Source organism: Flavobacteriales bacterium, from assembly GCA_021739695.1.
Classification (GTDB): Bacteria; Bacteroidota; Bacteroidia; order UBA10329; family UBA10329; genus UBA10329.
In genome coordinates this window covers 171,061-187,360 of record JAIPBM010000007.1, presented here as the reverse complement: position 1 = coordinate 187,360, position 16,300 = coordinate 171,061, and the positions used below count along the sequence as shown (strand labels likewise).

The 16,300-nt window shown below is 43.9% G+C and carries 12 protein-coding genes; 8 read left to right on the top strand and 4 right to left on the bottom strand.

Going from position 1 to position 16,300, the window contains the following annotated elements; translation table 11 throughout:
• Positions 1 to 347 precede the first annotated feature (347 nt).
• Complete coding sequence (locus K9J17_06530) at positions 348 to 497, bottom strand: hypothetical protein (protein ID MCF8276376.1); 150 nt, start codon at positions 495 to 497, stop codon at positions 348 to 350.
• Positions 498 to 907: 410 nt separating this feature from the next.
• On the opposite strand from K9J17_06530, the gene K9J17_06525 reads away from it, so the two are divergent.
• From K9J17_06525 to K9J17_06510, 4 genes are read left to right on the top strand one after another with little or no spacing between them, the layout of a single operon-like run.
• Positions 908 to 1,537 carry a response regulator transcription factor gene (locus K9J17_06525; protein MCF8276375.1) on the top strand — a complete coding sequence of 210 codons (630 nt, stop codon included), beginning with the start codon at positions 908 to 910 and terminating at the stop codon, positions 1,535 to 1,537.
• A 28-nt stretch (positions 1,538 to 1,565) separates the two neighbouring features.
• Complete coding sequence (locus K9J17_06520; GenBank protein MCF8276374.1) at positions 1,566 to 3,326, top strand: hypothetical protein; 1,761 nt, start codon at positions 1,566 to 1,568, stop codon at positions 3,324 to 3,326.
• Between the two features lie 37 nt (positions 3,327 to 3,363).
• Positions 3,364 to 4,656, top strand: a complete 1,293-nt coding sequence (hemL, locus tag K9J17_06515; protein ID MCF8276373.1) for a glutamate-1-semialdehyde 2,1-aminomutase — start codon at positions 3,364 to 3,366, stop codon at positions 4,654 to 4,656.
• Positions 4,653 to 5,402, top strand: coding sequence for a gamma-glutamyl-gamma-aminobutyrate hydrolase family protein (locus K9J17_06510; GenBank protein MCF8276372.1), 750 nt, complete (start codon positions 4,653 to 4,655; stop codon positions 5,400 to 5,402). The genes hemL and K9J17_06510 overlap by 4 nt, the downstream gene beginning before the upstream one ends.
• Positions 5,403 to 5,405: 3 nt before the next feature.
• Here the strand turns inward: K9J17_06510 and K9J17_06505 are convergent, their stop codons facing one another.
• From K9J17_06505 to K9J17_06495, 3 genes are all read right to left on the bottom strand, one after another.
• Positions 5,406 to 6,029 carry a T9SS type A sorting domain-containing protein gene (locus tag K9J17_06505; protein ID MCF8276371.1) on the bottom strand — a complete coding sequence of 208 codons (624 nt, stop codon included), beginning with the start codon at positions 6,027 to 6,029 and terminating at the stop codon, positions 5,406 to 5,408.
• A 165-nt stretch (positions 6,030 to 6,194) separates the two neighbouring features.
• A complete protein-coding gene (locus tag K9J17_06500) occupies positions 6,195 to 7,061 on the bottom strand; it encodes a hypothetical protein (GenBank protein MCF8276370.1) in 867 nt (288 codons plus the stop codon).
• Between the two features lie 30 nt (positions 7,062 to 7,091).
• Positions 7,092 to 8,075, bottom strand: a complete 984-nt coding sequence (locus K9J17_06495) for a hypothetical protein (GenBank protein ID MCF8276369.1) — start codon at positions 8,073 to 8,075, stop codon at positions 7,092 to 7,094.
• A gap of 153 nt (positions 8,076 to 8,228) precedes the next feature.
• Here K9J17_06495 and gcvP point away from each other — a divergent pair, with 153 nt between their 5' ends.
• The 4 genes from gcvP to K9J17_06475 all read left to right on the top strand — a co-directional run bounded on the left by gcvP (position 8,229) and on the right by K9J17_06475 (position 16,238).
• Positions 8,229 to 11,123, top strand: a complete 2,895-nt coding sequence (gcvP, locus tag K9J17_06490; protein ID MCF8276368.1) for an aminomethyl-transferring glycine dehydrogenase — start codon at positions 8,229 to 8,231, stop codon at positions 11,121 to 11,123.
• Positions 11,124 to 11,240: 117 nt separating this feature from the next.
• The gene (locus K9J17_06485; protein MCF8276367.1) at positions 11,241 to 12,248 is read left to right on the top strand and encodes a choice-of-anchor J domain-containing protein; all 1,008 of its coding nucleotides are present in this window, start codon (positions 11,241 to 11,243) and stop codon (positions 12,246 to 12,248) included.
• A gap of 101 nt (positions 12,249 to 12,349) precedes the next feature.
• Positions 12,350 to 14,188 carry a T9SS type A sorting domain-containing protein gene (locus tag K9J17_06480; protein MCF8276366.1) on the top strand — a complete coding sequence of 613 codons (1,839 nt, stop codon included), beginning with the start codon at positions 12,350 to 12,352 and terminating at the stop codon, positions 14,186 to 14,188.
• Positions 14,189 to 14,312: 124 nt separating this feature from the next.
• Positions 14,313 to 16,238, top strand: coding sequence for a T9SS type A sorting domain-containing protein (locus K9J17_06475; GenBank protein MCF8276365.1), 1,926 nt, complete (start codon positions 14,313 to 14,315; stop codon positions 16,236 to 16,238).
• The last annotated feature ends 62 nt before the right edge of the window (positions 16,239 to 16,300 follow it).

Genomic DNA, 16,300 nt, shown 5'->3' with positions numbered 1-16,300 from the left:
GATGAGGTGAGGGTTGTTTGAGGGCATTCTCCTAAGACCTCCGGGGTTTTGAAAACCTCGGGGGTCTGCTGAAGGAAAACCCTCGGAGGTCTTACAAAACGACTCCTTTTTACACTCCCTTTACAGAGAATGGCACGGGACAACTGTTTTGCCCCAATCCTTTTATTAGGAACGCCAGGGAGTAACTGTTTTGCCTCAATCCTTTTATTAGGAATGGCGCGGGACAACTCCTTGCTCCAGTATCAACTGTTTTGAATTCCTCGGATATTCAGCAACTCCGTCAACAAACCATCTGGCAGCCACAAACTCCGTTTACCGCGCAAGTAAAGAACCCCTTGCACGTACTGCTACAGTTCCTGCTCCGTATCTCGGTGGCTCCAGTAGCGCAGCAGGTCGTTCACCACGCCATCATACACACTAGGACACTCGGCCTGCAAGGGGTCGTGCCTGTGGAATACGTCTAACACCAACTGACGGAATGTGGGGTTACTGTGCATGATGAGACTGAACACTATTGCCGTGGCGTTGGTTCATTCATCCTTTCCGTATCAGGTAGGCCAAGGCTCCAAGGAATAAGATGGTGATAATGAAGTAGAGGAGTCCAAGTATCAATCTGTCTAAGGGGTCTTTCATGAACGTTGGGTTCTTCCAGTACAAATGTCATCCTTATCACTTGGTGCCGAAATAGCCCTATGGGGCCATTTCTGTAGCGGTAAGAGGTGTTTTTTTTAGCAATGAATAACCTTTTGTGGTTGATCATTGCGGCTAATGATCAATTCACTTAACAGGCTTCGGTTGTGAATTAGTGTTGACGTTTTTGAGACGTACTGGGTTAACAGAACCAATTCTGCTGTTGTTTGCCAGTCCGTTATGTAAGCACGATCTTTGTCCCGAAAAAGCAAAACAAGTGAAGAGCGTTTATATATGTGAAGATCATCCGCTTTTCAGGCAATCGCTTGAGGGGTTGATCAACATGTCGGAGGGGTTTGAACTTGTAGGTTCTTGTGGAGATGGAGTTGCTGCAGTTGATGTACTCACAGAATTTGCTCCTGACCTCGTTCTTCTCGATCTTAACCTGCCGAAGAAAGATGGATTCCAAATTTTGGAGTTCTTAAGGCGACATGCTCCTAAAACACAGGTGGTAATTCTTACCAGTTACAACGACAGGATTCTTGCTGATAAGGCGCGAAAAGCAGGAGCTAATGCTTACCTGTTGAAAGATACCAGTGGCGAAGACCTCGTTGCTGCGCTTCAGAATTTAAACTCAGCAAAATTCTACACGAACGTTTCTACGGCTACATCGTTGGAGTTTAAACCTGACGAAGGGTTCAAGTCTATGTTGAAGCTGACCAAAACGGAGAAGAAATTATTGACCGCTCTGATAAAGGGCACGTCTGTAGAAAATCTTGCGGGGCAGTTTCACATTTCAGAGAATACGGTCAAAAATCACAAGAAGAACATTTACCGGAAACTTGGCGTGAGTACGCAGCCAGAACTCATTTTACTATGCCAGAAACATGGGTTGTTGGATCAGTAGGTTCGCTTCATCATTAATTCCGTTAGCCTTGTTGCTGGTTTTCAGTATGCAAGGTTTTGCCGAGAGTGTCGATCTTGTTCCATTTTCCAAGGCCATAGAAACAGCCGAGAAGCTCAAGCCCGAAGAAGCGCTCAATCAATTTGCCGGATCTTCTGAACTCATTTCAGGGGAAACCACCTTCGGATTTTCACAGAACTACTTCTGGATTCTGGTTGATCTACCGCCCGAGATAGATACTTCGGCCAATTATTTTCTCGACATCGATAATCCGCATATCGATCGGATCGAAGCTTACAGATACAGCAATGGTCTGTTGCGATTTGTAGGAAGATGTGGAGACCGAATGCCGTTTGCTGCACGCACTTATGAGAACAGACGCAACGTTTTTCCAATTCATTTCAACAGTAGCAGAGACCGAATACTGCTTTTTGTTGACAAGCGCAACGCCTCGGTGGCCGTACCTCTGAAATTGTGGGAAAGCCACGAGTTCATGCAGCACGAGGCGCGATCCAACATGATCCATGGGCTCTATTTCGGTATGCTGTTGGTCATTATGCTCTACTCGTTGCTGATCTACGCGATACAGCGGTCTTCCATCTACATCTGGTATCTGGTCTATGTGGTCAGTTTGTTTCTGTACCTGTTTACACATGTCGGATACGGTTTTCAGTTCTTGTTTCCTGATCAGTTCGAGTGGAATAACTACCTCCGATTGATAATGATCGTGATCATCGTCATCTCGCAGATACGGTTCACGCAACTTTTTCTTCCGATCAGATCGGTTGCACGATGGGTCAATCGAATGTTGAATTTCATCATACTAGGACTCGTTGGCATCCTGCTGTGGTGGTTGTTGGTTCCGGGTCTGTTCACTGCAAATACGATCATCGTTATCAATGTGATCTACAGTTTCATTGCAGCTTCTGTCATTTTATTGGTCGCTGCGCTGATACGTTCGTGGAAAGCAGACCGTACCTCAGTGCTTTTTTACGCGGCAGCATTCGGAATGAATGTGGTTGTCACATTGATGTTGATTGCGCAAGAATATGGCGCCATTCACTTGGCATGGCTTCCGCTATCGCCCATTTTCATCGGTTCACTTTTCGAGATCATAATTTTTGCCATCGGACTCAGCTATCGCTCTAAACTGATTGGCGATGACAGGAAAAAGTTGCTCAGCAACATCAACTCATTGCAGCAGCAGGCCATGCAAGCGTTTGTCCGAGGAATGGAAGAGGAGAAGGTGCGTGTTGCCAACGAATTGCACGATGATGTGGCATCGCGGTTGTCACTTCTAAAAATGAAAGCTGCTGGTGGCGCGGAAACAGAACTGGCCGAGCAGATTGCCGAAATATCTGATGGCGTACGGAGAATCTCTCATCAGTTGAATCCGGTTTCGCTAAACAGCGAGACGGTTTTGCAAAAGATCCAAGAACTTGTTTCCGAGCATCGTCAGGCAGGGACGAATATTGATTTTCAGTTTTTCGATGTGGAGAAGTCCATTTCCGAAGAGGTAGGTTTACAGTTGTACCGCATCCTACAAGAAGCATTGAACAACATCCAGAAACACGCCAAAGCGCAGCATGTTGATCTGCAAATATTCGTTCATGGTAACGAATTGGTCATGACCATTGAAGATGATGGTTCTGGTTTTGATATGGCAAAGCAACGCACCGGTTTGGGCACAAAAAACATGCGTTTGCGAACAGAACAGGTGGGTGGCGAGTTCAGTATATCATCGGCAGTTGATGATGGAACAAGCATTATGGTCACGGTTCCGCTCAGCTAAAAAGTCAGCATTACATTTGCGCCACAAAATGGAAGGTATGAGCACAGAACGATCAGAACAATTATTCGAGAAAGCGAAAACGCTTTTCCCCGGTGGAGTGAACAGTCCTGTACGGGCATTTGGCAGCGTGGGCGGAACGCCACGTTTCATCACGAAGGGAAAGGGAAGTCGGGTTTGGGATGCTGATGGAAATGAGTACATCGATTTCTGCGCTAGCTGGGGCCCATTAATTCTTGGTCATGCAAATGAGAAGGTAGAGAACGCCATTATAACTGCAGTAAAAGACGGAACATCATTTGGTGCGCCAACCGTACAGGAAAATGATTTGGCTGATCTGATTCTTTCAAATCATCGCTATGTGGAGCGCATCCGATTTGTGAGTTCTGGAACAGAAGCCGTTATGAGCGCTATCCGTTTGGCGCGAGGTTATACAGGAAGAAACAAGATCATCAAGTTTGAAGGCTGCTATCATGGTCATGTTGATTCACTTTTAGTGAAAGCAGGTTCGGGATTGGTCACATTTGGCAATTCCAGTTCTGCTGGTGTGCCAAAAAGTTTTGTGGACGAGACCATTGTTGTGGCACTGAACGACATCGAAGCGGTGAAAGATGCTTTTGAGCAATTCAAGAATGAAATTGCGGCCGTCATCATCGAGCCGATTCCAGCGAATAATGGATTGCTTCTTCAGGATGGAAAATTCCTTCGCGCGCTCCGCGAAATCTGTTCGGATGAAAATTCGTTGCTCATTTTTGATGAGGTGATCAGTGGTTTTAGAGTTGGATTTGAAGGAGCCGCAGGTTTGTACGACATCAAACCCGATATCATCACCTTAGGAAAAATCATCGGTGGTGGAATGCCAGTTGGCGCCTTTGCTTCCAGCGAAAAGATCATGAACTCCATTGCGCCACTTGGTCCCGTTTATCAGGCAGGAACACTTTCAGGAAATCCAGTGGCCATGGCTGCCGGAAAAGCAGCTTTGGAACAATTGCTCGAAGCTGATTTTTATCCAGCCATGGAAAAGAAAACCAAGAAATTGGTTTCTGCCGTGTTAGAACATGTCGAAGAGAAAGAATACAAGGTTCGCATGTTCTCAGTCGGTTCAATTTATTGGATTGCTTTCTCAGATCGTCCAAGCATTCGGTCTTCGGCTGAGATCGATCCAGAGAGCATGAACATCTACCGCAAGTTCTACCATGCCCTGTTGGACAATGGATTTTATATTGGACCTTCTGGTTACGAAGTCGGATTTGTGAGTGCCGCGCATACAGACGCGGAAATTGAGGAAGCGGCAAGGATCATCAACCTTTCTTTGGACAAAGCCTTGACTTGAGACTTCTGACTGCCATATCAATTGCCCTTTTCCTTTTTGGATGTAGCACCGTTCCAGAAAAAAGAAAATCCGTGCTTATTTCCAAGTATTATCCAAACAATGCTTATCAGAATTGGCTGCTTCATTTCGATAGCACGCTTACCTTCTATCAGGCGTACGGAATGTCTGCTGATTCGTTGGATAAAATACTGGCAGAAGTGGATGGCGTGATCCTGACAGGCGGAACGGACATTCATCCATCTTTCCATGGAAAAGACACTGCCGTTGCTCAGTGCGGAACCATTGACAAATACCGCGATTCGTTGGAATTGGCTTTGGTTGAACATTCTTTTGAATTGAAACTGCCCACATTGGGTGGATGCCGAGGAATGCAATTGCTGAACGTAGCAAAGGGCGGTTCGCTCATCATCGATATTCCCACTGAACGAAATTCAAGCATTCATCAGCAAGAAAATGGCGATGCGCACCACATGGTTTATTGCCATCCGTGGTTGGTCAAAATTTTGGAACGCGATAGTGCCGAGGTGAATTCAAATCACCATCAGGCAATTGATTCGCTTGCGGTTGGATTCAAAATAATGGCAATGGCCAAAGATTCAATTATTGAGGCTTTCTATTGGGAAGACAAGGCGATCCATCCTTTTATTTTAGGAGTTCAATGGCATCCTGAAAGAATGGATAGAGATGACCCGATGGCGGCCAATGTGGCGCGCATTTTTTTAGATAATCTCCGTTCAGATCATTGAATATCACTGTTTCAGAATCGGAATCTGCCGACCCGAAATCCTGAGAAGATACATTCCTGTCTGAAGTGCGGAAATATCTGTGTACGAAGCGCCTGAAGGAATTTCCATCACTTTTTTACCAGAAAGATCTGTGATGAACACGGTTTGGTCTAGCTGTGTTCTGAATTGCAGCAAGCCCGAAGTTGGATTCGGGTAGACAAATTGATGTTCAAGGTCAGATTCATCGATGCCTACACTTGAGGAAACGGTAAACGTCAATTGATCGTTGTCGTCAGGTACGATTCCTGCCGTGCAACCCGCGCCACCAAATCCAGAGGTGAGTGTCATATCGAAGGTGTAAGTGCCAGCAGCAAGCTGACCGACCTCAAAAACATCGGTTCTATTACATAAGGCAGTAAGCATGCCTACGCAATGATGCGCAGATGCACCGATGTTGAAACCATTGACTGAGTGAGCCTGATTATCGATCAGGCAGTCCGAACTAGTAAACATCACCTCAGCGTATATTTCAATGTCATCATTGACGGTTGGGTTTTCGGGCATAACGCTCAACGAAACAATTGTTCCTTGAGCGAAGATTGGCAAGCTTGAAATGGAGAAGAGTATGAATGCTACAATCGTTTTCATGATTGTTGATTTTAATTAACAATACAAATGTGCAGAGCAATTTCTTTCCATAGAAGTAGTTTGTTGATTTTTCTTACTCGTTCATATTTCATATCACACCTAATATTTCAACTATCTGTTCTTATTATTTGTAGATATTCCTTACGCTGAAATGACGGAATGGATTTAGAATAGTTGTCTGGATAACACGAGCACAAGTACGAATTGAACAATCATCGTTCCTTCTACCCAGAAAGAACAATACATGTCGTTTCGTTGCGGGTTAGAAAACGCAATAACTATCATGGCAATAATGGAACTGATCAGATAACCAAGAAAGAACGGGTGATGGATACCGATCCGAAGACCAACGAATGAGACGAACGCAAGTAAGAGAACTTCGGCCAGCACAACAGACTGTTTCCAGCCGAGAATGGAAGGAATGGTACGCACACTTTTTTTTGCATCGTTTATAAGGTCACGGATATCGAAGGGAATAGTGATAGCAAGAATAAAAATGGAACGTTCAATTGCCAATTCCCAACTGAGTTTTTCTACCAATTGATCCAATCCAAAATATTCAACGGATGGTAGAATCACGGTCATTCCAGACCAAACCCCTGCAATGATGAAGATTTTCCAAAGCCCGATCTCGCGGATTCGGATCTTGGAAGTTTGTCGCTTTACAATTGGAATTGTGTAAGCCAAGGCTACAAAGGCTAGTGGCAACATAAATAACCAAACAACGCTGCTGAGGAACGATACAGAAACGGTAGATAGAATCAGCCCGACAGCAAGTGTAGCCTTCATCAAAAGTTCGTTATTCATACACCAATGATGGCGTTCGGAATGCGTGCCGATTCTCCTGAGTTCGGCAAGGCCAGAAAGCATGTTGAGGTTGTAAACCACAAGGGTGGAACCAAGAATGAAAACGAAAAGCGCGGCATTCCACCACGCGCCTGTAAGTTCAAACCATGTTAGTAGCCCGAGCAATGCAGCACACAAAGCAACCCACCAACTTCCGTAAACGATATAATTGAAAAGAATCTTCACGCAGTGGTGAAGATACACTTACGCAATTTATTACTGAAGATATGGGCTAGTAATAACCGCTACGGTGCCACCAACCACCAGTCCGCCCACAGCACCCATTGTGAACGCGAAGATTTTTCGCCCTTTGGCAGAACGTTGGTATCCATCCATGTATGGGTCGGATTCCAGAAATTCCTTTGCAATACCCAATTTTGGGCTTGGTTTGAGATTACGTAATCCGGCCATCACCGCAATACAGATCGCGGGAGGAATTGGTGCATAAAAGATGTCCCATGTGTATGTGAGTAGAAGCGAGGATGCCAATCCAACAGTAGCACCAATGTAAACATCATGGAAGCTGTGTTTTCTTCCGTCTTGCCTCCCTTTAATGTACAAGCGCATTTCGGCCACGTTGTATTCAACGTCTGCATCACCATCGGTCAAAAATCCAAGTGTATCAGCACTATACACGATAAGTTCGGTGGCGTCTGATTTCAGAATGGAGAACACAAGATCTCTCGATACTTGATACGAGAATTTGGCTCGTTCTCGTGCTTCCTTTTTTGCTTTTTTCGCTTCTTTCAATTGCGCGTTCACAGCAATTTTCAGATTGCTTTCCTGCTCCAAAGATTTGATTTTGGCCAATTCTCGGTTTTTCCACTTTTCAAAATCGGCTGGAGGAAGCGTTTCCAGTTTTTGTTTGACGGCAACTTCAAAATCTTTCTTTCGGTCTTCCAGTTTTGCCAATTGCTTGGCTTCCTTTCTGCGCTCTTTCTCGGCCAGTTTTTCTTGTTTGGCTAACCATTTCGTACTCGTTTCAAGCTGCTTTTTTGCCGCATCACGCTTTGCAAGGTGCTTTTCCATCTTCTGGCGCTGCCGAGCATTCTGGTAAAGAACTTGATCGTGGTCGTAATAGATAACGGTTCCTTTCAGTTTTTTGATCTTGCCGTTGGTCAGCAATAGTCGATCTTGACCTTTAGCATTTGAAGCTAAAAGCAAGAGGAAAAGGAAAGAAATGATGGAAAAGAATCTCATCCGTAATTGTAGCTTTCAAATATATCCAAATGGCATTTGTGGTCAGGTCTATCACATATGTATTTATACAGTAAGCTGTGCATAAAATGAACAAACGTCAGCTTTCTACATTGATAGCTATGGTAAATTTGCGCGACCGCTCAAAAAACAAGCATGAAACAGGACATATTTGTCAATCGCCACATCGGCCCAAGGGAACAAGACCTTAAAGAAATGCTCACCACCGTTGGTGTTGCAAGTTTGGATGAACTTATCGAAAAGACCATTCCGGCATCCATCAGGATGAAAGCCGACTTGGACCTTCCGCCAGCGATGACAGAGGTGGAGTATTCGGAGCACATTCATGCTATTGGGAAGAAGAACAAATTGTACCGAACTTATATCGGTCTTGGTTACTACGATACGGTTGTTCCTAATGTGATCAAGCGTAACGTGTTGGAAAATCCGGGGTGGTATACGGCTTACACGCCATATCAGGCGGAGATTGCACAAGGAAGATTGGAAGCGCTTCTGAACTTCCAAACCATGGTGAGCGACCTCACAGGGTTGGAAATTGCCAATGCATCGCTATTGGATGAAGCAACAGCTGCAGCCGAAGCTATGATCATGTTGTTCAATTCGCGCTCTCGCGAAGCAACAAAAAGAGGCGTCAACAAATTTTTCGTTTCTGCCGATTGCTTCCCACAGACGATTGATCTGCTGCACACGCGTTCAGCTCCTCTTGGAATTGAATTGACCATTGGAGATCATAATGATGTTCATCTTTCGGATGAATTCTTTGGTGTATTGCTTCAGTACCCGTCAGTAAACGGAGAAGTAAAAGATCTTTCTGCCTTTGTTGAAAAGGTGCATGGAGTGGGAGCACACGTAGCTGTGGCGGCCGACCTTATGAGTTTGGTGCTTTTGAAAAGCCCAGGAAGTTGGGGTGCCGATGTTGTGGTTGGAAATACACAGCGATTCGGAGTTCCGTTAGGTTACGGAGGTCCGCATGCGGCATATTTTGCTACGAGAGATGAATTCAAACGTACCATTCCAGGTCGAATCATAGGAGTTTCGGTCGATTCGCAAGGAAATCCTGCTTTGCGTATGGCGCTCCAAACAAGAGAGCAGCACATAAAACGTGACCGTGCTACATCAAATATCTGCACCGCACAGGCGCTGTTGGCCATTATGGCAAGTATGTATGCCGTGTATCACGGACCAACTGGGCTGAAGAATATCGCCACGAATATTCATCGTAAAACGACTGTTCTTGCCAGTAAATTGAAGGCAATCGGATATGAGATAAAATCAGATCGTTATTTCGATACGATTCAATTGGTGCCACCAGCTGGGGTTACCGTTACTGGAATCAAAGAGATTGCTGAGAACGAGAACATCAATTTCCGATATATCGACAATCGTTCGGTTGGAATCAGCTTGGATGAGCGTACCGACCTAGGGAAGTTGCAGCAGATTCTCGAAGTTTTTGCCCGTGCAGCAGATTGCGATCCGGTTTATGTGAAACTGGAAGAATTGACGCAATTTGATTTTGCATTACCAGCAGATCTATTGCGTGGAGATGATTATCTGACGCATCCGGTTTTCAACTCGTATCACTCAGAAACGGAGATGATGCGTTACATCAAGCGATTGGAGAACAAGGATATTTCGCTGGTTCATTCCATGATATCCTTGGGTTCTTGCACCATGAAACTGAATGCTGCAAGCGAGTTGTATCCTATCAGTATGCCAGAGTTTGCCAACATTCACCCGTTTGTGCCATTGTATCAGACAAAAGGCTACCAGATCGTTTTCAACGAATTGGAAAAAGCACTTTGCGAAATCACAGGTTTCGAAGCAGTTTCTTTTCAACCAAATTCTGGGGCTCAAGGTGAGTATGCCGGATTGATGGTTATTGATCAATTTCACAAGAGTAGAGGAGATGCACACAGAAATGTGGCCTTGATTCCTTCTTCGGCCCATGGTACCAATCCAGCAAGTGCTGTAATGGCGGGGATGAAAGTGGTTGTAACGAAGTGTGACGAAAGTGGAAATATTGATGTAGAGGATCTTCGTGCAAGAGCAGAAGAATATGCTGATACCTTATCGTGCCTCATGGTCACATATCCATCAACGCATGGCGTCTTCGAGGAATCTATTCAGGAAGTAACCAAGATCATTCATGATAATGGAGGTCAGGTTTATATGGATGGAGCGAATATGAACGCGCAAGTAGGATTGACCAATCCAGGTTTGATCGGAGCGGACGTCTGCCATCTGAATTTGCATAAGACATTCGCTATTCCTCATGGTGGAGGTGGTCCCGGAATGGGACCGATCGGTGTTGCCAAGCACTTGGCCCCGTTTCTTCCTGGCCACGCGGTTGTTCCGATGGGTGGGAGCCAGCCGATTTCAGCCGTTTCGGCAGCTCCTTGGGGCAGCGCACTCATCCTTCTTATTTCCTACGGATATATTAAGATGTTGGGTGCGTACGGACTTAAGAGAAGCACGCAGTTTGCCATTCTTAATGCCAATTACTTGAAAACCAAATTATCAGGAACTTACAATATCCTGTATTCAGGTAAGCACGGGACAGTTGCTCACGAAATGATCCTCGATTGCAGAGATTTCAAGAAGAATTCAGGTGTTGAAGCAGGAGATATTGCGAAGCGTTTGATGGATTATGGGTATCACGCGCCAACGGTTTCGTTCCCGGTTGCAGGAACCTTGATGGTAGAGCCAACGGAAAGCGAATCGAAGGCGGAATTGGACAAGTTCGTTTCTGCGATGGTGGCCATCCGTAAGGAAATTGCCGAAGTCGAATCTGGAGTTGCTGACCTTACAGATAACGTGTTGCACAATGCTCCGCATACTGCGAAAATGGTCGTTTCAGACAGTTGGAATCATCTTTATTCGCGCGAAAAAGCGGCATTCCCTTTGCCATTTGTTTCTGAAGCTAAAGTTTGGCCCTCAGTTGGAAGAGTGGATAACGCTCAAGGTGATCGTAATTTGATCTGTACTTGCCCAAGCATTGAATCATATTCCACAGAAACGATTGTAGCGTAAAACAATCAAGACCTGTCCGTGTTTTGTCTTTGAGGCGTCATAATCCAATGATGCTTCTTGACTTTACTTTTCGGATAGGTCGGAAATGAAGAAATTCGACAAACCAAATACGTGAATATGAAAAACCTGTACCTGACTTTTTTAAGTTTTGCTTTTGTAATTGCTTCGGCAAGTGCTCAGAATGACACCTTACTTTGGGAGAATTTTGAAGCTGAAACCATTGATTACATTCAAATTGATTATCCAACCGGAGACCCGAATCTATACCCAACTTGGTTAAATTTTGATGTTGACGGACAAGGAGATGGAAGTGGAGCAGACCGTCCAGGAGAATGGTTCTTGACATTGGGATTTGCTGATGTTGATAGTACAAACACAGTTCTAGCCAGCAACTCTTGGTTGCAAGGCGAAGTGAACGGTGCCGAGAATTGGTTGATTTCTCCTCAAATTTTCATCCAAGACGGGTTGGCATCGCTGTATTGGAAATCAGCACCTTATCAATTGCCACGCTACCTTGATGGTTACCAAGTGCTTGTTTCCACAACAGATAATTTAGAGACTAGCTTTATGGATACGCTAACGGTATTCTCAGAATTTGATGGTGACCTTACAACAGATAAGGAAGATACTTCAACATATGTTTTCTCTCCAGGAATAATGCATACTGATATGGAAGCGGACGTAACGGATTTTACCCGAAATCGTGGAGTGCTTCAGCAGTGGCAAGCATCATTGGCCGATTTTGAAGGACAGAGTATTTTCATTGCCTTCAGACACCGAAGTGATGACGACAACTTGATATCGATAGATGATATTTTAGTGCTTGGTACAGGTTCGGTTGGAATTGACGAAGTCTCTGAGATCAACACCATAGAGGTTTATCCAAACCCAATTTCATCAGGTAACAGTTTGACAATTGAATATTCTCTTGCCCAAACATCTCCTGTGTCTTATTCGGTAATGACGCTTGAAGGTCAATTAGTAATTAGCCAAACAGGACATGTTCAAATGGCTGGTCAACAACGAACTATTATCGACATGAGCGGTATTGCTCCAGGAGCTTACTTGGTTACCGTGATGACTGGAGAGGACTCAGCTACTGAAAAAGTTGTTATTTCGGAGTGATAAAACTCCAAATCTGTCTTTTATCATAAATGTCACGATTCCTCATTCATTAACTTTACACGTAATATTCTTCACTTAAATTTTAATCAATTAATAATAAAATGAAAAAGATCTACACTACTTTGTTGGCCTTTTCTATTGCTGTTGGTGCGAGCGCTCAATTCACATCTGCTCCAGCGCAAAAGTCTAGGCTAGTTGACAACACGGTTGCATTAGGGCTTCCTACTGAAACGCCATCAGTTGCTGCAACTGGAGATACAATCAACGGTTTATACTGGGATTTTTCCGATCAGAATGCTTGGACATTCGGTAATGCCGGTACCCCGTCTGCTAACTGGGAATTTACCACCACAGGTCCTTACGGAGATTTCTCAGAATCTTATGGAGCATTGGAATCTACAACGGCAGCCAACGGTTGGGCAATGTTTGATAGTGACGCACTCGGAACAGGATCTTCTGTGCAAGATGCTTGGGTTCAATTGGCCAATTCTGTTGATCTTACAGGTTATTCATCTGTGGCTGTCTCTTTTCAGCAGTATTACGGAAAGTTCAATGGCTTCTCTTACTTAGAGGTAAGTACAGACGGAAGCACATGGACAACATTCGAGGTTAATGGAAATCAAGGTAATAATAGCTCCACGGACAATCCAGATTTGGTAGTGGTTAATATTTCTGGAGCTGTGGCTGCTAATCCTTCAACGGTTTGGATTCGTTTCCGTTATGAAGGATCTTGGGATTACTTCTGGCAAGTTGATGATGTTGCGATCGTAGAAGGCGCAACAAACGACCTTGCCGTTACTAAGGTTTGGCATGGAGATATCAATGCTGCATTTGAATATCAGCAAATTCCGTTGGATCAGGCACAGGAGGTAGTGATTGGAGTTGCATCAACCAATCAAGGCGGAACCGTTCAGAACAACTTAGTATACGATTACGATATTTCTTTGGGAGGTTCATCGGTAGCGTCTGGCTCGTTTGGAGCGACAAACACGATTCTTAATTCTACTTCTAGCGACACTACTTGGTACTCAACCGGCTATACTCCAAGCGCATTGGGAACATACACGGTAACAGTAACAGTTAGCGCAGATGAAACGGACGAGCTTCCTTCAAATGATCAAGGGACTTCGACATTCAAAGTCACAAATTTCATCTATGCTCATGATGATGAGGACAATATTGAGTTCCAGATCTACGGTGGATTGGACGCTTCGGATTCTCCTAATGAGTATAAAGCGGCTATGTATTACGAGATTTTCTCTGACGTAACGCTGACAAGTGTTCAAACTGCCTTTGGCGCAAATACAACTACAAGCTCTTGTTATGTAGAAGTGTTTGACGCTGTAAATGATCAATCTTTTTCTAATCCATTGGTTACTGAGGTTTACGACCTTCAAAATGGAGACATTAGTTCTGGGGCGAATATCAATCTCGTAAATATTCTATTGAACGATGGTGATGGGATTGACCTTCTTGCTGGTGGAGTTTACCTGATCAGTATTGGTAACACAGGAGCTGGAGAGGACCTTTGGATTCTTGCTAGTGATGGTGATGACGATAGAGCTCAACTTCGTTATGGCCCTTTCGGTGCAGGTTCTGCAATTGATTGGTACACTGGGTACACTACTTCTCCAATGATTAGAGCCAACACAGATCCAAGTGTTGGAATTACAGAAAACGAAGATGTTTCTGGGCTTAGTGTTTACCCAAATCCTACATCAGATCTATTAAACGTTGCTTTCGTTTCTAAAGACAATCAGAATATCACTGTAAACGTATTCAATGTAACGGGCGCTTTGGTTCAAACAGAACAGAGAACTGTAAAGGTTGGACAACGTAACTTGATCACTTTCGATACAGAAAAACTATCTTCTGGAATGTACATGGTACAATTGGTAGGAGCAAATTCAACTGTTACCGAGCAAGTTGTAGTTAGATAATAGATTCGTTAAACTGATTCATGTGGAAAGCCAGCTCAATTATTGAGCTGGCTTTTTTCATTAACTATAATTGTCAATCGTAATTTCTCCAAAACAGTAAATTCGTTCTAGAAATCCTTTAACCATGAAACACACTTACATTACCATTCTTTGTCTGCTTAGCGCAGCAACATTTTCTTTTGCGCAAAAGAAACCGCTCACTATCCCTGTACAGAATTTTCCTGAACACTACATGGAATCAATTCAAACCGGAAACGGAATATTGCCAGATATGCCTGCACAGCCAAATAATATTGAGCGGACTTCCAATAACTCGGTTCGTGGAGGGTCACCAGCGCTGTGGCAAGAAGATTTTGGTGGAGGATTTCCAAATGGTTGGGGTATTGATGATGTTACTGGTTTGAATCCTTGGAAATGGACTACGAATGGTTCACATGGCTATTTCAATGGAAATAATAATGGTGGCGGTTATGCTGATCCGATGAATTCTACCACTGCAGGAAATGGATTCTTGATATGCGATAACGATTCGGCCAATCATTTCAATTATGGTCAACCATCTGGTACAACCTACCAATATTTGGAGTCATATTTTGTTACTAACCAAATTGACCTTGGGGCAAGCTACAGTAGTTTATTGCTAGAATTTGAGCAAAGTTTCAGATTCAATAATAGTGTTGATTTGGTAGTACAGGTTAGCGCTGATTCTGTGAATTGGACATCGTATAAGGTTCAGGAAGGAGTTGATAATAATACAGCTTCGGACGACCCGGATCTGGTAAGTGTGAATATTTCGGCTGCGGTAGGAGCTTCGCAATTCGTGTATCTTAAAATAGGTTGGAATGCACGAGTATACTACTGGATGATTGATGACATGAAAATTGTGGAAGGCTTGGATAACGATCTAGAGTTAACTAAGGCTTACCACGGAGATGTTGTGAATGATTTTGTCTATTCAAAAATACCATTGGAGCAAGCTTCCGAAATGGTTGTTGGTGCTGCAGTAACCAATTTAGGAGGTCTCACACAGACAAATGTGACAGTTGATTACGAGATTCTTCGAGGTGGAACTTCAGTAGCTTCTGGCTCGTTCACTTTTCTAAATGATATTGTAGCTGCTGATACAGACACTGCATGGCACGCAACTAATTACACACCTGACCAAACAGGTGATTATGAGGTGTTCATGACGGTTTCGGCAGATAATACTGACGAGAATTTGGACAACCAGTCTAATTCGTCAAATATGGAAGTCACTGAGTTCGTCTTTGCACATGATTATGACGAATCATTCGAGCTTCAAGTATGGGGAAGAGACGATGATAATGGATCGGCAAACGCCTACGGTCACGGAAGCGTATACATTCCTTATAACAGCGGAAGTTCTATTTATGCTATTCAAGCAGCATTCGGATCCAACACAACTACTGGAACCTCCATCATTGCAGAAGTTCATGAGTTGGGGTCAAGTATTCAGGATATCGTAGATTCATACATTACTGTTTTCGACCTTGTTCCAGGTAATGTGAATGGCGGATCGGGTTTCTTCTTCACCACCATTGTTTTAGACGAAGAAGTACCACTGAATGCAGGAACCGGTTATACGATTGCTCTTCAATCTGATGGAGGCGATGATCAACTTTGGTTGCTTTCAAACTCTGGCAATGAAGATAATAGCACTACTTTATACGGACCTTACGGAACAGGTGGCGCTACTAATTGGTACAATGGCTGGAATCACACACCTGGTTTGAGAATGAACTTGAATCCAAACATAGCAGGAGTTGATGAGGATATTGAAAAACTTGGATTCGGAATGTATCCAAATCCTGCAGCGAACTCAGTTTCTTTCTTGTTCGCATCAGAATCAGACATTAATTCAATTACCATCACGGATATGAACGGAAAGCTTGTCTCAAGACTGGCCGTCAACTCATCAAACGGAAGCAAATTGGATGTGGACGTTTCAAATCTATCATCTGGAGTTTATTTGGTCAGTACTGTTGGAACACAAACAATCAGCTCCAACAAGCTGATAATTCAACACTGATAAGGATTTTCTTAATTGAATGGAGAAGGGCTTCGATGGAAGCCCTTTTTCATTTAGCTTAA